The following is a 21,257-nucleotide window of genomic DNA, read 5'->3' on the forward strand; positions in this document are numbered from 1 at the left end:
CGCTGTGCGCCCCTGTCAGGCGGGGACGAACTCCACACGGAACATCTTCGGCCAGAACTTGCCCGTGATGAGGAACTGTTTCGTGCCGGGGACGGCCGCGATGCCGTTCAGGGCGGAGCCGGGGACGAGTTCGCCGGGGCGCAGCAGGCCCGAGGCATCGATGGTCGCCGTCACCGTGCCGGTGGCGGAGTCGATGCGCATGATGCGGTCGCTCGACAGGACATTGGCGTAGACGGTGGTTCCAACGCACTCCAGTTCGTTCAGCTGCGTCACCGGTCTGCCCTCCAAGGCCACCATGACCTGTCCGGTCTTCGCGAGCGTGCCGGGGTCGCGGAACGTCAGCCGCTGCGAGCCGTCGCTCGTCACCAGCCGGTGGGACGCGCCCTGGAGGCACAGGCCCCAGCCCTCGTCCGGGTACGGGACGCGGCGCACCTCCTTCAGCGTCGCGGCGTCGCGCTCGATGGCGATGCGGTCCCGCCAGGTCAGCTGCCACAGCCTCCGGCCGACGAGAGTGATCCCCTCGCCGAACAGGGGCGCGGGCAGTGCGGCGCGGACCGTCGGGGGTTTCCCCGGCGGCCCCGCGCGCACGGACGACTGCCCGGAGATCCCGGTGTCCTCGTAGAGGGTGCCGCCGGCCATCTCCAGACCCTGCGTGAACGCCTTCGGGTCGTGGGGGAGGATCTCGAGCACCCTGACCCGCAACCTCTCGACCACCCCGTGCGCGGTTGCCGGCCCTGCGTGCACGTCCCGTCCTCCGGCCGCGTAGCCGGGGGCGGCCGGTGACGCGGGCGAGGAGTGCCGTCCCCCGTGCGCGACGAGCGTGCCGGTGCCGTCGGGCGCAGGGCCGAACCGGGCGCGCGTCGGCGGAGCCGGCGCATCGCCGGCCGGCTGGTCCATCGCGTACGCCGTGCCCCACGCGGTCGTAAGCGGATCCCCGAGCGGCTGGGAGTGGGCGAGCGCTGCGGCGGGCCCGATCCAGACCGCGCCGGCCAGCGGAAGCGCCGTCGTGGCCAGCAGGGCGTGCCTGAGCGTGCGACGGTGGACGGACGTGCGGCCGCCCAAGCGGCCTGCCCCGGGCAAGCGCACGGCGCCCCGGCCGGTGCCGGGACGCCGTGGTGGTGCCGTACGGGTTTCCTGCCCCGTCATGAACTGCGACGACGGCGCACGGCCAGCATGGTGCCGCCACCCGCCGCGATCAGCCCGGCCGCGGTGCCGCCCAAGGCCAGGGCCTTCTCACTGCCTGTCGCCGCGAGGCCCGCGTGGTGACGGTGACCCGCCAGGTCGCCGGACCCGGTGCGTTCCTGCGATGCGGTGCGTGCGTCGGATCCGCGGTGTCCATGGGACCCGTTGCGTCCGTCCGAGGCGACGCCGCCTCCGGATCCCCCGTGGTGGTCACCGGGGCGCCCTGGCCGGGTACCGGTCGGACTCGGGGTGGGTTCCGTCACCCCGCCCACCACGTAGACGGTGACGCCGATGCTGGGGTCGGGACGGCTCGAGTAGATCCGGAAGACGTGCCAGCCGGTAGGGACCCTCGTCGGGATGGTCACGGTGCCGGTCACCGATCCGTCATCCTGGGCGCGAAGCCTGGCCAGGACGATCGGCTGTGATTCCAGCACCACTGTGACAGCCTGCCTCCGGGCGAAAATCCCCGGCGGCGTGCGGAAGGTCACCGACTGGCCGGCGGTCAGCGTGTAGGCGCTCAGTGTCAGGGGCGAGGTGGTCGGCGGATACGGCTGCGCGTAGGCGGCCTGCATCCCCACCAGCGGTGCGGCGACGAGTACGGCAGCCGATGCTGCCGATGCCAGAACAACCCGCCATCTCGGCGATGCTGTCATCTTCTCCACTCTCCTCGACTTCGATCCGGGCCAGGCCTGCAGCGTCGGCCGTCATGACGTTGTGAGTACCAGGATCTAGATACATGGAATAAATGGGACATACCACCATCTGTTGGCGCGGCGGCGACGAGAGTCACCGAGTAGGGGAGCCGTTTCCCCCCGATGGGCTTACATGGGGGTGGCTAACTCCCTCCAGCTGTCCGAGTCCTTATGGTCTGCTTCATGCATTGGGGACGGAATGCCCCGAAAGGGGCGGTTCCCTCGGTTCTATGAGGGGTGCAGCTTGGATCTTCACGGATTCCTGAAGGCTCTTGCCGGACGCTGGCCGACCGTCGTGGTCTGTCTCGTCCTCGCCGTCGGTGCGGCGCTCGCCGCGACGAGCTTGAGCACCCCCGTCTACGAGGCGAGGACCCAGCTCTTCGTCGCCACCCGCTCCGGGGAGGACACCGCACAGCTCAACCAGGGGCAGAGCTTCTCCCAGGCGCGCGTGCAGTCGTACGCCGCCATCGTGACGACCCGCCAGGTGACGGAGCCGGTGGTGAAGCAGTTGCGGCTGCGCACCACGCCGGAGGAGCTGGCGTCCCGGATCACAGCGACCGCCCCGCTCAACACCGTGCTCATCGACATCACCGTCCGGGACACCGTGCCCGACCGGGCCGCGCACATCGCCAACGCCGTGGCGCAGCGGTTCGGTTCGGTCGTCGAGCAGCTGGAGACGCCCAAGCAACCGGCCGACCCGACGCAGGGCAGAAAGAGCCGTAAGGGTGACGCCGCGTCCGTCTCACCCGTCTCCCTGGGGGTCACTCAGGAGGCCGTAACCCCCGCCGCCCCCGTCTCGCCCCGCCCGCTGCTCAACCTGGCCGCGGGTGTGCTCAGCGGCCTCCTGCTGGGTGCCGGACTCGTCGCCCTGCGCGAGATCCTCGACACGACGTTCAAGACGAGCGAGGGCCTGGGGGAGTTCACCGCCCTGCCCGCTCTCGGCACCATCCCGTACGACAAGAACGCTCCCAAGCGGCCGCTCGTGCGCGCAGAGGGGCACTCCAAGCGTGCCGAGGCCTTCCGCAAGCTGCGCACGAACCTGCAGTTCTCCCAGGTCGACGACCCGCCGCGGATCATCGCGGTGACGAGTTCCGTGCCCGGTGAGGGCAAGACCAACACCGCGGTGAACCTCGCCCTGTCGCTCGCCGAGGCGGGCGTGTCCACCTGCCTAGTGGACGCCGACCTGCGCCGCCCGTGTGTGGCCCAGACCTTCGGCCTCGTGCAGGACGCCGGTCTGACCACGGTGCTCATCGGACAGGCCCGTATCGAGGACGTGATGCAACAGGCCGCCGGCGGTCTGGCGGTACTCGCAAGCGGTGCCGTGCCGCCGAACCCCACGGAGCTGCTCGCCTCGGCGCGCATGGAGGAGACGTTGCGCGAGCTCGCGGACAGCTACCAGGTGGTGATCGTCGACACCGCGCCGCTGCTGCCGGTCGCCGACACCGTGGGGCTCGCCTCGCTCACCCAAGGTGCGCTGCTCGTCGTACGCGCCGCCAGGACCAGCCGTGACCAGGTACGCGCCGCCGCGGAGTCGCTGGAGCGGGTGGGCGTCCGGGTCCTCGGCACGGTCTTCAGCATGGCTCCGGTTCCCATGGGCGGTCACTACGGCAGCTATGGCTCCTACAGCGCCTTGAGTACCGCCGGCCACGATGGTCAGGGGGAACTGCCGGCCCCCCGCGCGTCGGTTCCCCGGCGGGGTGTGCCCGCTCCCGCGGGAACCCGTGTGCCCGGTGAGAGATGACCCGGGTCCTGTTCGTCTGTACCGGCAACGTGCACCGATCGGTCCTGGCCGAGCGGCTGCTGGCGGCGAGGCTTCCGGCCGGCTCCGCCCTGCGGCCGGAGAGTGCCGGCACCGAGGCGTGGCACCGCTCCAGTATGGAGAACGCGACCAGAGCGGTGCTGAAGGAGCTGGGTGGTGACGGCTCGGGCTTCGTCTCCCGCCCGCTCACGGCCCAGCTCGTCGCGAGCGCCGCGCTGGTCCTGGGGCTCGCGCGCGAGCACCGGGAGGCGGCGGTGCGGCTCGCTCCGTGGGCGATGCGGCGCTGTTTCACGCTGAGGGAGTTCATGCGGCTCGCGGACGAGGGCGGCGAGGGTGTGGGCGGTTTCCAGGCCCTGGTGGCGGCCGCGGCCGCCCGCCGGGGGACCGCCGCACCCGTGCCGCCGGACGAGGACGACGTCCCGGACCCCTGGGGCAGGCCCCGGCATGAGCTGTACGAGTGCGCCCGGGAGATCGACGGGAGGGTGAGCAGGCTAGCCCGGCTGTGGGTCATGAGCGAGGGGGGTGCATCATCGGTGGGGGACAAAACGGTATGAGGGGGAAGCTCGCTCTTTTCCCTTGCGTCTTTTGCACCCCCGCCACCTGCGGTGATTCCCCGATTGCTGAACGGTGCCGGATGAAAGTTGAGTCCCTGGGACTCAGCTCTGTTGACGCCGCGCCGACCCTCGTGCATCCTTGAGCCTGTTCCACTCAAGTCAGCTGGAGGATTCACCATGGCACGTGCGGTCGGCATCGACCTGGGCACGACTAACTCCGTCGTCAGCGTTCTGGAGGGCGGCGAGCCCACCGTCATCACCAACGCCGAGGGTGCCAGGACCACGCCGTCCGTCGTCGCCTTCGCCAAGAACGGCGAGGTGCTGGTCGGCGAGGTCGCCAAGCGCCAGGCGGTCACGAACGTGGACCGGACCATCCGCTCGGTGAAGCGCCACATGGGCACCGACTGGAAGATCTCGCTGGACGGCAAGGACTTCAACCCGCAGCAGATCTCCGCGTTCATCCTGCAGAAGCTGAAGCGGGACGCCGAGGCGTACCTGGGCGAGAAGGTGACCGACGCGGTCATCACCGTCCCCGCCTACTTCAACGACTCCGAGCGGCAGGCGACGAAGGAGGCCGGTGAGATCGCCGGTCTCAACGTCCTGCGCATCGTCAACGAGCCCACCGCGGCCGCGCTCGCCTACGGCCTCGACAAGGACGACCAGACGATTCTCGTCTTCGACCTCGGCGGCGGCACCTTCGACGTGTCCCTGCTGGAGATCGGCGACGGCGTCGTCGAGGTGAAGGCCACCAACGGTGACAACCACCTCGGTGGTGACGACTGGGACCAGCGCATCGTCGACTACCTGGTCAAGCAGTTCCAGTCCGGCCACGGCGTGGACCTGAGCAAGGACAAGATGGCTCTGCAGCGTCTGCGTGAGGCTGCGGAGAAGGCCAAGATCGAGCTGTCCTCGTCGACCGAGACCTCGATCAACCTGCCTTACATCACCGCCTCCGCCGAGGGCCCGCTGCACCTGGACGAGAAGCTCACCCGGGCGCAGTTCCAGCAGCTGACGGCCGACCTGCTGGAGCGGTGCAAGACGCCGTTCCACAACGTCATCAAGGACGCCGGCATCTCCATCAACGAGATCGACCACGTCGTCCTCGTCGGTGGCTCCACCCGTATGCCCGCCGTCGCCGAGCTCGTCAAGGAGCTGACCGGCGGCAAGGAGGCCAACAAGGGTGTGAACCCGGACGAGGTCGTCGCCATCGGCGCCTCGCTCCAGGCCGGTGTCCTCAAGGGTGAGGTCAAGGACGTCCTGCTCCTCGACGTCACCCCGCTGTCCCTCGGCATCGAGACCAAGGGCGGCATCATGACCAAGCTGATCGAGCGCAACACCACGATCCCGACGAAGCGTTCGGAGATCTTCACGACGGCGGAGGACAACCAGCCGTCCGTGCAGATCCAGGTCTACCAGGGCGAGCGCGAGATCGCGGCGTACAACAAGAAGCTCGGCATGTTCGAGCTGACCGGTCTGCCGCCGGCGCCGCGCGGCGTCCCGCAGATCGAGGTGTCCTTCGACATCGACGCCAACGGCATCATGCACGTGACGGCGAAGGACCTCGGCACCGGCAAGGAGCAGAAGATGACCGTCACCGGCGGCTCCTCGCTCCCGAAGGAAGAGGTCGACCGCATGCGCGAGGAAGCCGAGCGCTACGCGGAGGAGGACCACAAGCGCCGCGAGGCCGCCGAGGCCCGCAACCAGGGCGAGCAGCTCGTCTACCAGACCGAGAAGTTCCTCAAGGACAACGAGGACAAGGTCCCGGGCGAGATCAAGACCGAGGTCGAGGCCGCCGTCGCCGAGCTGAAGGAGAAGCTCAAGGGCGAGGACACGGCCGAGATCCGCTCCGCCACCGAGAAGGTCGCGGCCGTCTCGCAGAAGCTCGGCCAGGCCATGTACGCCGACGCCCAGGCCGCGCAGGCCGCCGCCGGCGGTGCCTCGGCCGGTGCCGGTGAGGCCAAGGCCGACGACGACGTGGTGGACGCCGAGATCGTCGACGACGAGCGGAAGGACGGTGCCGCGTGACGGAGGAGACCCCGGGCTTCGAGGAGAAGCCCGACGTCCCCTCCGGCGCCACCCCTGATGACGCCGAGCCGCAGGCCGCCTCCCCCTCTTCGGAGGAGGCGGCGGCCCCGGCGGGGGACGCAAGCGAGAACAACGCCGGTCTGGTGGCCCAGCTGGACCAGGTGCGCAAGGCGCTCGGCGAGCGCACGGCGGACCTCCAGCGCCTCCAGGCCGAGTACCAGAACTACCGCCGCCGCGTCGAGCGCGACCGGATCGCGGTCAAGGAGATCGCCGTCGCGAACCTCCTGACCGAGCTCCTGCCCGTGCTCGACGACATCGGCCGCGCGCGGGAACACGGCGAACTGGTGGGCGGTTTCAAGTCCGTCGCCGAGTCGCTGGAGACCGTCGCGGCGAAGATGGGTCTGCAGCAGTTCGGCAAGGAGGGCGAGCCCTTCGACCCGACCATCCACGAGGCCCTGATGCACAGCTACGCGCCGGACGTCACCGAGACGACGTGCGTGGCGATTCTGCAGCCCGGGTATCGCTTCGGCGAGCGCACCATCCGCCCCGCGCGGGTGGCCGTCGCCGAGCCGCAGCCGGGAGCGCAGACGGTCAAGGCCGAGGAGACCGGCGAGGCGGGCGACGACAAGGAGAACGGTGGCCCGGACGAGGGCTGACGTACACCACGAACGCGTAGGGAAGGAGGGACGTCGGGGATGAGCACCAAGGACTTCATCGAGAAGGACTACTACAAGGTCCTCGGCGTCCCCAAGGACGCCACCGAGGCCGAGATCAAGAAGGCGTACCGGAAGCTCGCCCGCGAGTTCCACCCGGACGCCAACAAGGGCAACGCCAAGGCGGAGGAACGTTTCAAGGAGATCTCCGAGGCGAACGACGTCCTCGGCGACCCCAAGAAGCGCAAGGAGTACGACGAGGCGCGGGCCCTCTTCGGCAACGGCGGCTTCCGTCCCGGCCCCGGGGCGGGCGGCTCGTTCAACTTCGACCTGGGCGACCTCTTCGGCGGCCAGGGCGGCGCCGGGGGCAGCTTCGGCGGTGGTCTCGGTGACGTCTTCGGGGGCCTGTTCAACCGTGGCGGCGGCGCGGGCACGCGTACGCAGCCCAGGCGCGGCCAGGACATCGAGTCCGAGGTCACGCTGAGCTTCATGGAGGCGGTGGACGGGGCGACCGTGCCGCTGCGCATGTCCTCGCAGTCACCGTGCAAGGCCTGTTCGGGCACCGGCGACAAGAACGGCACGCCCCGCGTGTGCCCGACCTGTGTCGGCACCGGGCAGGTGGCGCGCGGCTCGGGCGGCGGCTTCTCGCTGACCGACCCGTGCCCGGACTGCAAGGGCCGCGGGCTGATCGCGGAGCACCCGTGCGAGGTCTGCAAGGGCAGCGGCCGGGCCAAGTCGTCCCGGACGATGCAGGTGCGCATCCCGGCCGGCGTGTCCGACGGGCAGCGCATCCGGCTGCGCGGCAAGGGCGCGCCCGGCGAGCGGGGCGGCCCGGCCGGTGACCTGTACGTGGTCGTGCACGTCAATCCGCACCCCGTCTTCGGCCGCAGAGGCGACAACCTGACGGTCACCGTCCCGGTGACGTTCGCGGAGGCGGCGCTCGGCGCCGACATCCGGGTGCCCACCCTCGGCGGGCCCCCGGTGACGCTGAAGCTGCCCCCCGGCACGCCGAACGGGCGTACGATGCGCGCCCGTGGAAAGGGCGCGGTCCGCAAGGACGGCACCCGCGGCGACCTGTTGGTCACCGTGGAGGTGAGTGTCCCGAAGGACGTGTCGGGGAAGGCTCGTGACGCGCTGGAGGCGTATCGCGAGGCGACCGCGGACGAGGATCCGCGGGCGGAGCTGTTCCAGGCCGCGAAGGGAGCATGACCAGATGGACGGCCGTCGACGCAACCCGTATGAGCTGACCGAGGACACCCCGGTCTACGTCATCTCGGTGGCGGCCCAGCTCTCCGGACTGCACCCGCAGACGCTGCGGCAGTACGACCGCCTGGGGCTCGTGTCCCCGGACCGCACCGCGGGGCGGGGCCGGCGCTACTCGGCCCGTGACATCGAGCTGCTCCGCCAGGTGCAGCAGTTGTCGCAGGACGAGGGCATCAACCTGGCCGGCATCAAGCGCATCATCGAACTGGAGAACCAGGTCGCCGCGCTCCAGTCCCGCGTCGCGGAGCTTCAGGACGCGCTCGACGGCGCGGCGGCGGCGATGCGCCAGCGTGAGGCGGCCGTCCACGCGTCCTACCGCCGGGATCTGGTGCCGTATCAGGAGGTCCAGCAGACCAGCGCGCTGGTGGTGTGGCGACCGAAGCGGCAGCAGCAGGACTGAGTGGAACACGGCGAAGGGGCCCGCGGAGCACCGCGGGCCCCTTCGCCGTGTTTCGTCTGGCTTGGTTCATTCGGTCCTCTGATCGGATCGGGACACGGCAAGGCGTGGTGATCGCGACCCGTGAGGCGAGGGAGAGGTTCTACGGGAACGTTGCTTTTCGCTGACTCTTCGGGATCGAGGGCGGCGAGACCCGCCTGTCGGCACGTGACGCGGATCACGTTTGCCAGGATCTGATCGAAGTGGCGGGCAGCGTCGCATGGTTGACCATGCGTCAGTCACCGATCGCTCCAGGTGACGGGGTGAGCCGACGTCAGACCGAGGCGCCGAAACGGCCCCCACACAACGTTCTCTTGGTTTTCACTTGACTCGCACAGTGATCCTGTTGCCATCTCGTTAACCCGTAGTTCTTGACGCTGCCCACCGTCCCCGCGTTGGCTTTCAGCCACCTGGGGCGCAACGCTGCTCCCCCGCCCGGAAGGCACCTGATGTGAACGTTCGTACCACCCGTAGGACCGCTGTGCGTCGTACCGCCATAGCCCTGGCCGCCTCGGCGTCGGCCGTCTCGCTCGCCGCGTGCGGCGTCATCGACGGAGTCGGCGGCAGCAGCAGCTCCGCCACCCCGAAGAAGGGCAACGACATCACGGTCGGTCTCCTTCTGCCCGAGAAGGAGAACCCGCGGTACGACAAGTTCGACTACCCCATCATCGAGAAGCAGGTCGCCTCCCTCACCGACAACAAGGGCAAGGTCCTGTACGCGAACGCCGACGCCGACGCGGCCACGCAGAACAAGCAGCTCGACCAGATGATCGCCGACAAGGTGGACGTGCTGCTCGTGGACGCGGTCGACGCCAAGGCCATCGCCCCGGGCGTGCAGAAGGCCAAGGACGCCGGCATCCCGGTCATCGCCTACGACCGGCTCGCCCAGGGCCCCATCGACGCCTACATCTCCTTCGACAACGAACTGGTCGGCCAGGTGCAGGGCCGCGCCCTCATGGACGCACTCGGCGCCAAGGGCGCGAGCAGCAAGATCGTCATGATGAACGGCTCGCCCACCGACCCGAACGCGGCGCAGTTCAAGCAGGGCGCGCTCAGCGAGCTCCAGGGCAAGGTCAACATCGTCAAGTCCTTCGACACCAAGGACTGGAAGCCGGAGAACGCCAAGGCGAACATGGCCGAGGCGATCCGGGCCGTCGGGCTGAGCAACATCGCCGCGGTCTACTCCGCGAACGACGGCATGGCCGGCGCCGTCATCGACGCGCTGAAGGAGGCGGGCGTCAGCAAGGTCCCGCCGGTGACCGGGCAGGACGCGGCGCTGGACGCGGTGCAGCGGATCGTCTCCGGTGAGCAGTACATGAGCGTGTACAAGTCGTACCCGGACGAGGCGAACAACGCCGCGGAGATGGCCGTGGCCAAGGTCCAGGGCCGCTCGATCGAGTTCGACGCGCTGACCCGTGACCATGTCGACAGCCCGACGGAGAAGAACATCCCGTCGATGCTCGTGCCGGTGGTCGCCCTCACGAGGGACAACATCAAGGACACGGTGATCCAGGACGGCATCTACACCGTCAAGGACATCTGCACCGCGAAGTACAAGGCGGACTGCTCCGCGATCGGCCTGCGCTAGCGCGCCTTCGGGTACCGGCGGCCGGCGTGCCGGCCCGGACCCCGACCGTGCTCCCCGCGACCCGCGCCCCTGAGGGGGTGCGGGTCGCGGCCTTTCCGGACCGAGGAGTTCCGTGAATGGCCCCGTCAGCTTGGTGCACCGGAAGTTCCGGAGGTGGGGTGAAACCGGCATGTTCCCGGGCAAGGGCGGGCGTTGTGGCGGGGGAGCCGTGTTGCGGTGGCGGGCGGGTCCGCGCATAGTTGCGCTGCGAAGGCGTGCGGGGCGCGGTGCGGACGGCGCGCGTCCGGGTGCGTGAGGGAGTCGCCGGCGGGCCGCGTCGCGCGGGCCGCGGCAGCCAGGAGTCGTAAGCCAGGGGTGGAAGATGGCCGGGCACGGGACGGACGCGCATCCGCACGGCGCTGACCGGCTCTGCGAGGCCGGGACCCGCGTGTACTCCCGGGCCGTGCGTCGTGGCCGGGTGCCCCGTGCCGACGCCGCGAAGGTGCCGTGCCTGCTGGAGCTGGCACTGCTGCACCCCGACCCCGACGACATGGACTGGCTGGTGCCCACCGCCCCGCAGGAGGTCATGACCCGGCTGCTGCGCGGTGTGCACGAGGAGGTCTCCGCGAGTCGGGCGCGGGTCGGCACGGCGGTGGCGGCCGTCGAATGGTACGCCGGGCTGGGCGGCCGTGAGCAGGGCTCCCAGGAGGGCGTGGCGATCCGTGTGCTGGACGGGCTGACGCGGATCCGCGCCGCCATGGACGAGGCGACGGAACAGTGCACGACCGAGGTGCTGACCGTGCAGCCGGGCGGTATCCGCCGCGAGGACGAACTGGCCGAGGGCCTGCCGCGGGCGCTGGAGATGCGCCGCCGGGGCGTCCGCATGCGCGACCTGTACACGCATGTCGCCCGGCACGGCCAGGGCCTGCACACCTACATGGAGCTGATGGGCGACGCGGCCGAGGCGCGCACCCTGGACGAGGTGCCCGAGCGGCTGATCGTCTTCGACCGCACCGTCGCCTTCATCCCCGCGAACGCGGACCGCACGATCGCGCTGGAGCTGCGCCATCCGGCCATCATCGAATACCTGGTGACCGTGTTCGAACGCCTGTGGCGTCTGGCGATCCCGCTCACCTCGCCGCTGCCCGAGACGGGCATCGACGGCATCACCCACCGGGAGCGGTCCATCGCGGCGCTGCTCGCCGAGGGCCACCAGGACGCGGTGGTCGCCGAACGGCTGGGCATCAGCGTCCGCACCTGCCGCGCGCACATCGCCCGGCTGTCCGAGACCCTGGGTGCGGCGAGCCGGACGCAGCTCGGGGTGAGGATCGCCCAGGCGGGCCTGGACGGTCCGCCGCACGCGCCCGAGTTGCTGCCGGTCACCGCTCCGGGCGCTCCGGAACCCCCCACCGGGCTGTAGAACGCTCGCGCCTCAGTGCTCCTCCTCCAGGATGCCCGACCGGGCGATGAGGTAGCCGAGTTGGGCGCGGCTGCCGCTGCCCAGGGCCTGGGCCAGCTTGGCGATATGGGCCCGGCAGGTGCGGACGTTCATCCCCAGCCGGCGGGCGATGGCCTCGTCGACGTGACCCTCCACCAGGAGCTTGGCGATGGAGCGCTGGACGCCGGTGATGCCGTCGCGGGGGGGTTCGTAGGGCACTTCCTCGCGCAGGGGGGTGGCGCGGCGCCAGAGGTGCTCGAAGACCTTGATCAGATACTTGACGAGGCCGGGATGGCGGAGTTCCAGGGCCACTTGCTGGTCGTCGTGCGCCGGGACGAAGGCGACGGTCTCGTCGCAGATGATGAGCCGCCCTATGAGTTCCTCAAGGGTGCGGATCTCGACCTTGCCGCGTGACATGACGTCCACGTACGCCATGGTTCCCAGGCTGTGGCGCACGGTGTGCTGGTAGAGCGTGCGCATGCTCACGCCGCGCTCCATCAGGGGCCGGTCCCGCTCGAGGGCCTGCCTCAGGATGTGCTCGCTGCGCCCCCCGCCCGGCTGGACCGTCAGGACCTCGTGACGGCATTCGGCCGTGGCGAGGTTGAGCGCCGCGTTGATCCGGTCGGAGCCCTCGAGCACGGTGATGGCATGGGTGGGGGCGGGGGCCAGGGCGCTGAGCGCCATGAACGGCTCGAAGGATTCGGTCAGTTCGATGGACATCCGCCGGCGATCCAGGATCTCCCGCTCCAGCGGATGCAGCCGTTGGGCGAGCGCGACGGAGGGCGGAACCGGCCGCAACCAGTTCTCGTCGTCAGGATCCGGGTGCAGCAACGCGAACTCGAGGAGGCAGGGGGCGTCCTTGATCTCCGAGCGGGCGATACGGCCGGTGCTCAACGCGCTTGCATAAAGCTGTGTCCCCTCCTCACAGAGATCGGTTATCGCGTGTGGATGTGTCCCTTTCGGATAGCTATTAGGCAAATCTCCACCCCCCAGGGTCCTGAACATGCAGGAACATGATGCATCGACCCTGTGGCATTGACGTGCCTGAATGAGCCATCGTCTTGGTGGCACGGGGGAAGGAAACTCGTTGAGTGAGGACGAAGCCGACTATGTACAAGAGAATGCTTCGATCGGCGCTTGCCGTTGCCTTCTCTGCGGCCGTGGTCTTCGGTGCCGGGGCGGGGACGGCGCAGGCGGTCGGCGTCGCCAAGCTGGACACCGGCTGGGGTGCCAGTGAGCCGACGGGGATCGTCGCGACGCCGGCGGACACGGGTTGGGGGGCGAGCGCGCCTCTCGCCGCGCCGGAGACGACCTCATGACCACCCCGCCCGACGACCGGTCCTTCCGCCGGGAAATGGCCACCGCCTACCGCTCGGGCTGGCACTTCATCGACCTGGCCACCGCCATCCCCCACAGCGGTGACTCGTTGATGGTGACCGTGTTCGGGGAGCCCGTCGTCGTCACCCGTGACGAGGACGAGGACGTGCGGGCCTACCGGCTGCTGAGGCGGCCCCGGGGAGCGCCGCAGCCCGTTCGGTGTGCCATCCGGTACGGAATGATCTTTGTGAACCTGGACCAGCGTGACCACCGGCTGTCCGAGGCGGACAGCCCGGAAGTGAGGACCATCTCAGCCACCCCCCGCAGTGCCTGACGCGATTCCCCCGTCGTAACAAATCGCTCAGGTGCTTCCCCCCGCAGCGGCGTCACCGTGACCTGAACACGGTGACGCCGCTGCAGTTTTCGGCGGACATCTCCGGACATCACCCGGATCCGACGGTGGCCGAAATCAGTCGCTTCGGCGGGCCTGGGGGTCAGCCGCGTCCCAGCGCGCGGGAGAGCGCGATCTCGATCACCACGCGTGAGGGGTTCGGCGCCGGCACCCTGCCGTAGCGCTCGGCATAGCGCCGCTCCGCCTCCGCGACCCGCCCGGGGTCGGCCGAGACGTGCGCGCGCCCCTCCAGCGTGGCCCACCGCCGCCCGTCCACCTGGCAGACCGCGACCGGTGCTCCCTCCGGCCCCGCCGCCGTCACATGTCCCACCTTCGCGCTCGCCTTGTTGGTGATCACCCGGGCCAGCCGCGCCTCGGGGTCGTACGTCACTCCGACCGGGACGACGTGCGAGCTGCCGTCCGGGCGCAGGGTCGTCAGCGTGCACAGGTGTCTTTCGTGCCAGAACCTGAGGTACTCGGCATCGGGTGCGCCGGGGTCCTGGGAGTGCTTGGCCATGGAACCGGAACCTAGCCGTTCCCTCTCCCGCGCGTCGCCTTGAGTGGAATAGACTCAACTTTGTGTACGTTGATGTAGTCACAGTGGAAGGCAACAGCTGAGCGCGGCTGACCCGCAGGAGGAGAACGCGAACGTGGACGCCGAGCTGACCAACAGGAGCCGGGACGCGATCAACGCGGCCACCCAACGGGCCGTGTCGGAGGGCCACCCGGACCTCACCCCCGCCCACCTGCTCCTCGCGCTGCTCGAGGGGCAGGACAACGAGAACATCATCGACCTGCTCGTCGCCGTGGACGCCGACCAGGCCTCCGTGCGCTCCGGCGCCGAGCGCCTGCTCGCCGGGCTGCCCCGCGTGGCCGGGTCGACCGTCGCGCCGCCCCAGCCCAACCGCGACATGCTCGCCGTGATCGCGGACGCGGACAAGCGCGCCAAGGACCTCGGCGACGAGTACCTGTCCACCGAGCACCTGCTCATCGGCATCGCCGCGAAGGGCGGCGCCGCCGCGGACGTCCTGTCCCGGCAGGGAGCGGACGCCAAGAAGCTGCTGGACGCGTTCCAGAAGACCAGGGGAGGACGCCGGGTGACGACCCCGGACCCGGAGGGCCAGTACAAGGCTCTCGAGAAGTTCGGCACCGACTTCACCGCCGCCGCGCGCGAGGGCAGGCTGGACCCGGTCATCGGCCGGGACCAGGAGATCCGCCGCGTCGTACAGGTGCTGTCCCGTCGTACCAAGAACAACCCGGTCCTCATCGGTGAGCCCGGCGTCGGCAAGACCGCCGTCGTCGAGGGCCTCGCCCAGCGGATCGTGAAGGGCGACGTGCCCGAGTCGCTGCGCAACAAGCGGCTGGTCGCGCTCGACCTGGGCGCCATGGTCGCGGGCGCCAAGTACCGCGGTGAGTTCGAGGAGCGGCTGAAGGCCGTGCTCTCCGAGATCAAGGAGAGCGACGGCCAGATCATCACCTTCATCGACGAGCTGCACACCGTCGTGGGCGCGGGCGCCGGCGGCGACTCCTCGATGGACGCCGGCAACATGCTGAAGCCGATGCTGGCCCGCGGCGAGCTGCGCATGATCGGCGCGACCACGCTCGACGAGTACCGCGAGCGCATCGAGAAGGACGCCGCGCTGGAGCGCCGCTTCCAGCAGGTGTTCGTGGGCGAGCCGACCGTCGAGGACACCATCGCCATCCTGCGCGGTCTCAAGGGCCGCTACGAGGCCCACCACAAGGTGCAGATCGCGGACAGCGCCCTGGTGGCCGCCGCCGCGCTGTCCGACCGCTACATCACCTCCCGCTTCCTGCCCGACAAGGCCATCGACCTGGTCGACGAGGCGGCCTCCCGGCTGCGCATGGAGATCGACTCGTCCCCGGTCGAGATCGACGAGCTGCAGCGTGCCGTGGACCGGCTGCGCATGGAGGAGCTGGCTCTCGACAAGGAGACCGATGCGGCCTCCCGCGAGCGCCTGGAGAAGCTGCGCCGCGACCTCGCCGACAAGGAGGAGGAGCTGCGGGGCCTGACCGCCCGCTGGGAGAAGGAGAAGCAGTCCCTCAACCGCGTCGGTGAGCTGAAGGAGAAGCTCGACGACCTGCGCGGCCAGGCCGAGCGCGCCCAGCGCGACGGCGACTTCGACACCGCCTCCAAGCTGCTGTACGGGGAGATCCCGGCCGTGGAGAAGGAGCTGGAGGCCGCCTCCCAGGCCGAGGAGGAGGCCACGAAGGACACCATGGTCAAGGAGGAGGTCGGCTCCGACGACATCGCGGACGTCGTCGCCTCCTGGACCGGCATCCCCGCCGGACGCCTCCTGGAGGGCGAGACCCAGAAGCTGCTGCGCATGGAGGAGGAGCTCGGCAAGCGGCTCATCGGCCAGAGCGAGGCCGTACGGGCCGTCTCCGACGCCGTACGCCGCAGCCGCGCGGGCATCTCGGACCCCGACCGGCCGACCGGCTCGTTCCTCTTCCTGGGCCCGACGGGCGTCGGCAAGACGGAACTGGCCAAGGCGCTCGCCGACTTCCTCTTCGACGACGAGCGGGCCATGGTCCGCATCGACATGTCGGAGTACGGCGAGAAGCACAGCGTCGCCCGGCTGGTCGGCGCCCCGCCCGGGTACGTCGGCTACGAGGAGGGCGGCCAGCTCACGGAGGCGGTGCGCCGCCGCCCGTACAGCGTCGTGCTGCTCGACGAGGTGGAGAAGGCGCACCCCGAGGTCTTCGACATCCTGCTCCAGGTGCTGGACGACGGCCGCCTGACCGACGGTCAGGGGCGGACGGTCGACTTCCGCAACGCCATCCTGGTGCTGACCTCGAACCTGGGCAGCCAGTACCTGGTCGACCCGCTCACCAGCGAGGCGGAGAAGAAGGAGCAGGTCCTGGAGGTGGTCCGGTCCTCCTTCAAGCCGGAGTTCCTCAACCGGCTCGACGACCTGGTCGTCTTCTCGGCGCTGACCAAGCCCGAGCTGGAGCGGATCGCCCAGCTCCAGATCGACCGCCTGGCCAAGCGGCTGCACGAGCGGCGCCTGGCCCTGGAGGTCACCCCCGAGGCCCTGGCCTGGCTCGCCGAGGAGGGCCTGGACCCGGCCTACGGCGCCCGTCCGCTGCGCCGCCTGGTCCAGACGGCCATCGGCGACCGCCTCGCCAAGGAGATCCTGGCGGGCGAGGTCAAGGACGGCGACACGGTCCGGGTGGACCGGTTCGGCGAGGGCCTGCTGGTGGGTCCTGCGACGGGCAAGACGCTCTGACCGGGGCTCCGGCCGGGCGTCAGGTCGAGTAGGCCTCCAGGTGTGCGAGAGCGGTGTCCCCGCTCTCGTACACCACGGACACCCGGACCTCCTCGACACCCTGCGGCAGGCCGGAGTCGACGTCGAGGCACAGCTCGTCTCCCTCGAGGCACCGCGTGGTCGGCGTCCGCCGCGGATACGACTTCTCCAGCCGGCCCACGACGTCGGCCCGCGGCATACGCCGGCTGCCGTCGTAGTCCTGGTCCAGCCGGCTGTAGGAGGTGCAGTCCTCGTCGCTCATGTGGTCGGGCAGCGAGGCGCCCGCGAACTTCACGGCCTCGGAGCAGTCGACCTTGTCGATGGTGTGGAACGGGTCGTCGTCGGTCGTGAACGAGTACACGGCCCAGCCGAACCCCACCAGGCACACGACGACGAACGCCGTGCACAGCCACCACAGGCCCCACATGATCCGGCGTCCCCACACGATCCAGCGCAATGCGCACCCCCCGGCCGTAGCCCCCCGCCCGACGGTGGAAGACCGGCCAGATCATGTCAGCCACCGGCGGACACGACCCGTCCGGGGTTGCCACCCCCCTCCCCGCATGAGGGAGGATGGCGGAATCCGTACGAAGGGAAGAACACGGTGAGCATCGACCCGTCCTCGATTCCGAATTTCGGGGGTCAGCCCGAGCCGCAGCCGCCGGCGGGCCCCGTGGTTCCGGATCAGGACCTCGTGAAGCAGCTCCTGGACCAGATGGAGCTCAAGCACCTCGTCGACGAAGAGGGTGACCTCGTCGCGCCGTGGGAGCAGTTCCGTACGTACTTCATGTTCCGCGGCGAGGGCGATCAGCAGGTCTTCTCGGTGCGGACGTTCTACGACCGGCCCCACAAGATCGACGAGAAGCCGCAGCTGCTGGAGTCCATCGACGACTGGAACCGGCGCACGCTGTGGCCCAAGGTCTACAGCCACACCCACGACGACGGCACCGTCCGCCTCATCGGCGAGGCGCAGATGCTGATCGGCACGGGCGTGAGCCTGGAGCACTTCGTCTCCTCGACCGTGAGCTGGGTGCGGGCCGCCATCGAGTTCGACCGGTGGCTCGTGGAGCAGCTCGGCCTCGCGGAAGAGGTCGACGAAGCGGAGAAGCCCGAGGACGACGGGGAGTAGCCCCGGCGAGTGCCCTGTGGGCACTAGAGGGGAGATCGGGCCAGCACCACCAGATAGGCCCCATAGACGAACGAGAGCCCGGCCAGCGCGCCTGCCACCACCGCGGCGTGCCACGGCCGGGCTCGCGCTGTTCGCACCAGCGCCCGCGCCACCACGATCAGCAGCGGGAACGCCGGCAGCAGAAAACGCGGCTTGGACTCGAAGAACCCGGCGCCGCCGAGCGCGATCAGCAGCAGCACGCCGCTGTGGACGACGAGCGGCAGCGGGGCCCGGTCCACGACCAGCAGGGCGAACAGCACGGTGCTCACGCCGACGATCACCAGGGCCATCGGGAACAGCAGCCGGGTGCCGTGCAGCAGCATGTGCTCGGTGAAGCGCAGGGCGCCCCGCCCGAAGTCGAAGTGCGAGCCCCACAGCCGTTGCACGGTGAAGTAGCCGCCCAGCGGGTCGCCCCGGCGGCGGCCCACCCACACGACGTAGCCGCTCCAGCCGAGCGGTGCGAGCGCCGCGCCCGTCCACAGCCTGTGGGTAACTCCGCGCCCGCGTCGCCGCCACACCTCCAGGCCGGCCGCCGCGAGGACCGCCGCGGCCACCGCGACGCCGTTGGGCCGGGCGAGGCCCGCGAGCGCCGCCAGGGTGCCCGCCCACACCCAGCGGCGGGCCAGGACCGCGTACAGCGACCAGGCGGCGAACGCGGTCATCACGGGTTCCGTGTAGGCCATCGACAGCACGACGGAGTGGGGCAGCAGACCCCACAGCAGGACCAGGACGACGGCCACCGCGGGGCCGTACAGCCGCAGCCCGATCCGGTGGATGCCGCATGCGGCGACCGCGGCCGCCGTCCACGACACCAGCAGGCCCGCCGCGCCGCCGCCGAGCGGGGAGATCGTGGTGACGGCGTGGACCAGGCCCGGGTACAGCGGGAAGAACGCCAGGTCGCTGTGGACGCCTGTGCGGGTGTACTGGGTGAACCCGTAGCCGTGGGCGGCGATCCGCAGATACCAGACGGAGTCCCAGGAACGCCCGAGCAGGAGCAGCGGGTTCTTGCCCGCCGCCCGGGCGACGACGGCGAGCACGAGCACGCCGGACAGCCGGGCGGCGAGGAACAGCCCGAGGGCGGTGAGGGCGGTGGCGGCCGGCCGCCGCCCGCCACCGGCCGGACGGACGGAGTCGCTGTGGCCCGGGCGCTCGGCGGCGGGGGCCGGGAGGGTACTGGCGTGGGTCACACCGGAACCATGCGTCGATCATGTCCGATTTGCGACCTTGCGCGTCCGCGCGCCGACGAATTCCCACGCCTGACACGCCGCCTGGTGGACGGGAGACGGGAGGGGACGCCGGGCGCCGGGGCGTCGGTGCTCGCAGCGGGGCGCCGCGCGGGCAGGGAGGTGCATTTTCGCGCGGTCTCGCAACACAGCCACCAGGGGCGACTTCGGCGCCACCGCCGCCGGTGAGCCGGCCTCCCGCCGGTACCGGCCTTCCCACCGCGATGGGCGGCGGCACCGGCGGGCTCTCGCTCGGGCGTCGGCTTCAGGGAGAGGTGATCTCGGATACCCCTAGTTGGCCTGCCCGGTCGGCCGGATCGTGACGGTGTTCACGTCGACGCCGGCCGGCTGGCCGAGCACCCACATGATGCCGTCGGCGATGTTCTCCGCGCTGAGCGCCGGGCCGGGCGGAGTGCCGCCGCGTGTGTCCCAGAACGGCGTGTCGACCTTGCCGGGGGCGATCAGGCTCACGCCGACACCCGACTCCGTGACGAGCAAGCGGGTGTTCTCGGCGAGGGCGTGCACAGCCCACTTGGTGACCGAGTAGAAGTTCCCGGGAGCGTTCCTGAGGCCGGCGACCGAGCCGACCAGCACGATCCGGCCACGGGACTTCCTCAGCTCCTCGAGCGACGCGCGGATCAGCAGCGTCGGCCCCAGGACGTTGGTGAGGAGCATCGAGCGCATCAGCTCCGGATCGCCGTCCGCCACCGAGTCGTGGGTGGAGTAACCGGCGTTGGCGATGACGTTGTCGATACGCCCGAAGTGCTGCACCGTGGACCGCACCGCCTCCTCGACCGCGTCCGCGTCGGCGGCGTCACCGGGCAGGAGCAGCAGTTCCTCCGGGTCGCCGAGGGTCCGGGCGAACGCCCTTAGTTTGTCCGCGTCGCGCCCGGTCGCGGTGACCCGGTGACCGGCCTTGAGCAGCCGCCGTACGGTCTCGGCGCCGATGCCGGTCGACCCTCCGGTGATCAGCGTGACGGGCGTGGGGCTGGCACTCACTGTTCCTCCAGTGCTCGTTCGTGCAGGGCGTCCATCGGCTCGCCCCCCGGCTGCCAGGCAGCCAGGAAGTCCGGCTGGAGGACGGCGTCGACGAGTTCGATGTTCGCCCCGATGCTCCCCAGATGGTGGTACGCGTAGGGCCGGCCGAAGGGACATCCGGAGAAGTCGGCCGGAAAACCCTGCTTCTCCAGCCGCCGCACACCGGCGCCGATGTCGTCGGTCCAGTACCCCAGGTGATGGAAGCGCGGTCCCGCCGAGGCGTCCCAGGGGCTGCCGGGACCGCCTTCGACCAGCTCGACGAACGGCGGCCCGGGACGGCTGAAGACGATGCGGAAGTCCCAGTCACCGATCCGTCCCGGGCGCGGTTCCGCCCATTCCACGCCGGCGGCGGCACGCAGCTCGCGCATCGCCGCCGGCAGGTCGGGAACGGCGAAACCCACGTGGTACAGCGCCATCCGTCAGCCCCTAGCGTCCCGAAAGCCCCGGGTAGCGGCCCGTGTTCACCCACTCGTCCATGGCCGGCCGGTCCGCCGTGTCCACGTACTCGATCCGTACACCTTGAAGGTCGGGCCCGGTGATCAGGGCGAACGGCGTCTCGCCGGGTCCTGGCCGGAAGTAGGCGTCGACGCTGATGTCCGCGGCTTCCAGCTTCTTCAGCCGCCCCTCCATGTCGTTCTCCCACACCCCGTAGTACAGGACCTTCCCGGCGTGTTCGAGGGAGGTGATACCGTCCCCGTCCGCCTGGATGAGTTCGTACTGCGGATACGCGGTGCGCGAGAAGGCGGCCGTCATCCGGCCCGGGCCGCCCCGCCCGCCCTGTTCCAGATAGGGGATCTCGAAGGTGGCCGGCTCGGTGAACTCGATGCCGAACCACTGCGAGTACAGCTCGACGGCCTCGGCCAGGTCCGGCACGACGACGCCGACGTGGAAGCACGACTCCGGCAGCGGCGCCTTGTCCGCGGCGGGCCGGAACGTCTCCAGGATCGGCGGTTCGAGCAGGCACTCAAGGAGCCGGGGAATGAACTCCGCCAGGTACGCAGTGTGCTTGTGCGCTTCGAGGGCGGCCTCGTCGGCGTACTCCTCGATGACGAGGCGTTCTCCCGGCCGGTCCTCGGAGATGACGTAGTCGAAGCGGAGGCAGCCGGGTTCATGGGCGCGGATGTTGCGTTCGAGCCCTGCCATCAGGGCGTCGAGGCGGGCCTCGGTGCCCGGCTTGACCAACTGCCGTGCGGTCGCGGTGATCGTCACGAGTTACTCCTGTCAGTGAGACGTCCGAGGGAGGACGAGAGAGGGGACGTGGGGCGGGCATGTGCCGTGCACCGGT

General features: G+C 70.3%; 21 protein-coding genes. 12 read left to right on the forward strand and 9 right to left on the reverse strand.

From position 1 onward, the window contains the following. Positions 1–15: 15 nt before the first annotated feature. Positions 16–1,062 (reverse strand): glutaminyl-peptide cyclotransferase, encoded by a 1,047-nt coding sequence (locus SY2F82_RS29570; RefSeq protein WP_236041869.1) that lies wholly within the window; start codon positions 1,060–1,062, stop codon positions 16–18. A gap of 80 nt (positions 1,063–1,142) precedes the next feature. After that, positions 1,143–1,835 (reverse strand): hypothetical protein, encoded by a 693-nt coding sequence (locus SY2F82_RS29575; RefSeq protein ID WP_200422227.1) that lies wholly within the window; start codon positions 1,833–1,835, stop codon positions 1,143–1,145. Positions 1,836–2,118: 283 nt separating this feature from the next. On the opposite strand from SY2F82_RS29575, the gene SY2F82_RS29580 reads away from it, so the two are divergent. The 8 genes from SY2F82_RS29580 to SY2F82_RS29615 all read left to right on the forward strand — a co-directional run bounded on the left by SY2F82_RS29580 (position 2,119) and on the right by SY2F82_RS29615 (position 11,551). Continuing rightward, complete coding sequence (locus SY2F82_RS29580; protein ID WP_200422228.1) at positions 2,119–3,615, forward strand: polysaccharide biosynthesis tyrosine autokinase; 1,497 nt, start codon at positions 2,119–2,121, stop codon at positions 3,613–3,615. Beyond that, positions 3,612–4,187, forward strand: coding sequence for a low molecular weight phosphatase family protein (locus SY2F82_RS29585; RefSeq protein ID WP_200422229.1), 576 nt, complete (start codon positions 3,612–3,614; stop codon positions 4,185–4,187). Before SY2F82_RS29580 ends, SY2F82_RS29585 begins: the two co-directional genes overlap by 4 nt. Positions 4,188–4,364: 177 nt before the next feature. Continuing rightward, a complete protein-coding gene (gene dnaK, locus SY2F82_RS29590) occupies positions 4,365–6,212 on the forward strand; it encodes a molecular chaperone DnaK (protein ID WP_200422230.1) in 1,848 nt (615 codons plus the stop codon). Further along, the gene (grpE, locus tag SY2F82_RS29595; RefSeq protein ID WP_200422231.1) at positions 6,209–6,868 is read left to right on the forward strand and encodes a nucleotide exchange factor GrpE; all 660 of its coding nucleotides are present in this window, start codon (positions 6,209–6,211) and stop codon (positions 6,866–6,868) included. The genes dnaK and grpE overlap by 4 nt, the downstream gene beginning before the upstream one ends. A gap of 39 nt (positions 6,869–6,907) precedes the next feature. After that, positions 6,908–8,074 (forward strand): molecular chaperone DnaJ, encoded by a 1,167-nt coding sequence (gene dnaJ / locus SY2F82_RS29600; protein WP_200422232.1) that lies wholly within the window; start codon positions 6,908–6,910, stop codon positions 8,072–8,074. A gap of 4 nt (positions 8,075–8,078) precedes the next feature. Then, positions 8,079–8,528: a heat shock protein transcriptional repressor HspR gene (locus tag SY2F82_RS29605; RefSeq protein WP_200422233.1), complete on the forward strand. Its 450-nt coding sequence runs from the start codon at positions 8,079–8,081 to the stop codon at positions 8,526–8,528. Between the two features lie 517 nt (positions 8,529–9,045). After that, positions 9,046–10,152, forward strand: a complete 1,107-nt coding sequence (locus SY2F82_RS29610; RefSeq protein ID WP_200422234.1) for a sugar ABC transporter substrate-binding protein — start codon at positions 9,046–9,048, stop codon at positions 10,150–10,152. A gap of 361 nt (positions 10,153–10,513) precedes the next feature. Beyond that, entirely contained in the window at positions 10,514–11,551 is a 1,038-nt protein-coding gene (locus SY2F82_RS29615; protein ID WP_200422235.1) for a LuxR C-terminal-related transcriptional regulator, read from the forward strand. Between the two features lie 12 nt (positions 11,552–11,563). On the opposite strand, the gene SY2F82_RS29620 is transcribed toward SY2F82_RS29615, so the two are convergent. Next, complete coding sequence (locus tag SY2F82_RS29620; RefSeq protein WP_200422236.1) at positions 11,564–12,574, reverse strand: helix-turn-helix transcriptional regulator; 1,011 nt, start codon at positions 12,572–12,574, stop codon at positions 11,564–11,566. 155 nt (positions 12,575–12,729) lie between these two features. On the opposite strand from SY2F82_RS29620, the gene SY2F82_RS29625 reads away from it, so the two are divergent. Next, positions 12,730–12,888 carry a hypothetical protein gene (locus tag SY2F82_RS29625; protein WP_200422237.1) on the forward strand — a complete coding sequence of 53 codons (159 nt, stop codon included), beginning with the start codon at positions 12,730–12,732 and terminating at the stop codon, positions 12,886–12,888. After that, complete coding sequence (locus tag SY2F82_RS29630) at positions 12,885–13,220, forward strand: hypothetical protein (protein WP_200422238.1); 336 nt, start codon at positions 12,885–12,887, stop codon at positions 13,218–13,220. Before SY2F82_RS29625 ends, SY2F82_RS29630 begins: the two co-directional genes overlap by 4 nt. A gap of 160 nt (positions 13,221–13,380) precedes the next feature. Here SY2F82_RS29630 and SY2F82_RS29635 read toward each other — a convergent pair whose 3' ends face one another. Further along, positions 13,381–13,794: a pyridoxamine 5'-phosphate oxidase family protein gene (locus tag SY2F82_RS29635; RefSeq protein WP_200422239.1), complete on the reverse strand. Its 414-nt coding sequence runs from the start codon at positions 13,792–13,794 to the stop codon at positions 13,381–13,383. 133 nt (positions 13,795–13,927) lie between these two features. Here SY2F82_RS29635 and clpB point away from each other — a divergent pair, with 133 nt between their 5' ends. Next, complete coding sequence (gene clpB / locus SY2F82_RS29640; RefSeq protein WP_200422240.1) at positions 13,928–16,525, forward strand: ATP-dependent chaperone ClpB; 2,598 nt, start codon at positions 13,928–13,930, stop codon at positions 16,523–16,525. A gap of 19 nt (positions 16,526–16,544) precedes the next feature. On the opposite strand, the gene SY2F82_RS29645 is transcribed toward clpB, so the two are convergent. Next, a complete protein-coding gene (locus SY2F82_RS29645) occupies positions 16,545–17,000 on the reverse strand; it encodes a hypothetical protein (protein WP_200422241.1) in 456 nt (151 codons plus the stop codon). A 147-nt stretch (positions 17,001–17,147) separates the two neighbouring features. Between SY2F82_RS29645 and SY2F82_RS29650 the strand changes: the two genes are divergently transcribed. Beyond that, complete coding sequence (locus SY2F82_RS29650; RefSeq protein ID WP_200422242.1) at positions 17,148–17,672, forward strand: YbjN domain-containing protein; 525 nt, start codon at positions 17,148–17,150, stop codon at positions 17,670–17,672. Positions 17,673–17,695: 23 nt separating this feature from the next. Here the strand turns inward: SY2F82_RS29650 and SY2F82_RS29655 are convergent, their stop codons facing one another. The 4 genes from SY2F82_RS29655 to SY2F82_RS29665 all read right to left on the reverse strand — a co-directional run bounded on the left by SY2F82_RS29655 (position 17,696) and on the right by SY2F82_RS29665 (position 21,181). Then, positions 17,696–18,898, reverse strand: coding sequence for a mannosyltransferase family protein (locus tag SY2F82_RS29655; RefSeq protein ID WP_200422243.1), 1,203 nt, complete (start codon positions 18,896–18,898; stop codon positions 17,696–17,698). Between the two features lie 327 nt (positions 18,899–19,225). Then, positions 19,226–19,933 carry an SDR family oxidoreductase gene (locus SY2F82_RS29660; protein WP_236041870.1) on the reverse strand — a complete coding sequence of 236 codons (708 nt, stop codon included), beginning with the start codon at positions 19,931–19,933 and terminating at the stop codon, positions 19,226–19,228. After that, on the reverse strand, positions 19,930–20,388 hold the full coding sequence (locus SY2F82_RS39215; RefSeq protein ID WP_236041871.1) for a VOC family protein: 459 nt from the start codon (positions 20,386–20,388) through the stop codon (positions 19,930–19,932). The genes SY2F82_RS29660 and SY2F82_RS39215 overlap by 4 nt, the downstream gene beginning before the upstream one ends. Positions 20,389–20,398: 10 nt before the next feature. Next, positions 20,399–21,181, reverse strand: a complete 783-nt coding sequence (locus SY2F82_RS29665; RefSeq protein ID WP_200422245.1) for an antibiotic biosynthesis monooxygenase — start codon at positions 21,179–21,181, stop codon at positions 20,399–20,401. Between the last annotated feature and the right edge of the window lie 76 nt (positions 21,182–21,257).

The organism is Streptomyces sp. Y2F8-2 (genome assembly GCF_014905555.1).
GTDB classification, from domain to species: Bacteria; Actinomycetota; Actinomycetes; order Streptomycetales; family Streptomycetaceae; genus Streptomyces; species Streptomyces cynarae.

Coding starts and splice junctions, on each gene's coding strand:
- SY2F82_RS29585 (WP_200422229.1), top strand. CDS start 3,612: ATGACCCGGGTCCTGTTCGTCTGTACCGGCAACGTGCACCGATCGGTC.
- SY2F82_RS29575 (WP_200422227.1), bottom strand. CDS start 1,835: ATGACAGCATCGCCGAGATGGCGGGTTGTTCTGGCATCGGCAGCATCG.
- SY2F82_RS39215 (WP_236041871.1), bottom strand. CDS start 20,388: ATGGCGCTGTACCACGTGGGTTTCGCCGTTCCCGACCTGCCGGCGGCG.
- SY2F82_RS29605 (WP_200422233.1), top strand. CDS start 8,079: ATGGACGGCCGTCGACGCAACCCGTATGAGCTGACCGAGGACACCCCG.
- dnaK (WP_200422230.1), top strand. CDS start 4,365: ATGGCACGTGCGGTCGGCATCGACCTGGGCACGACTAACTCCGTCGTC.
- SY2F82_RS29620 (WP_200422236.1), bottom strand. CDS start 12,574: ATGTTCAGGACCCTGGGGGGTGGAGATTTGCCTAATAGCTATCCGAAA.
- SY2F82_RS29615 (WP_200422235.1), top strand. CDS start 10,514: ATGGCCGGGCACGGGACGGACGCGCATCCGCACGGCGCTGACCGGCTC.
- SY2F82_RS29630 (WP_200422238.1), top strand. CDS start 12,885: ATGACCACCCCGCCCGACGACCGGTCCTTCCGCCGGGAAATGGCCACC.
- SY2F82_RS29635 (WP_200422239.1), bottom strand. CDS start 13,794: ATGGCCAAGCACTCCCAGGACCCCGGCGCACCCGATGCCGAGTACCTC.
- dnaJ (WP_200422232.1), top strand. CDS start 6,908: ATGAGCACCAAGGACTTCATCGAGAAGGACTACTACAAGGTCCTCGGC.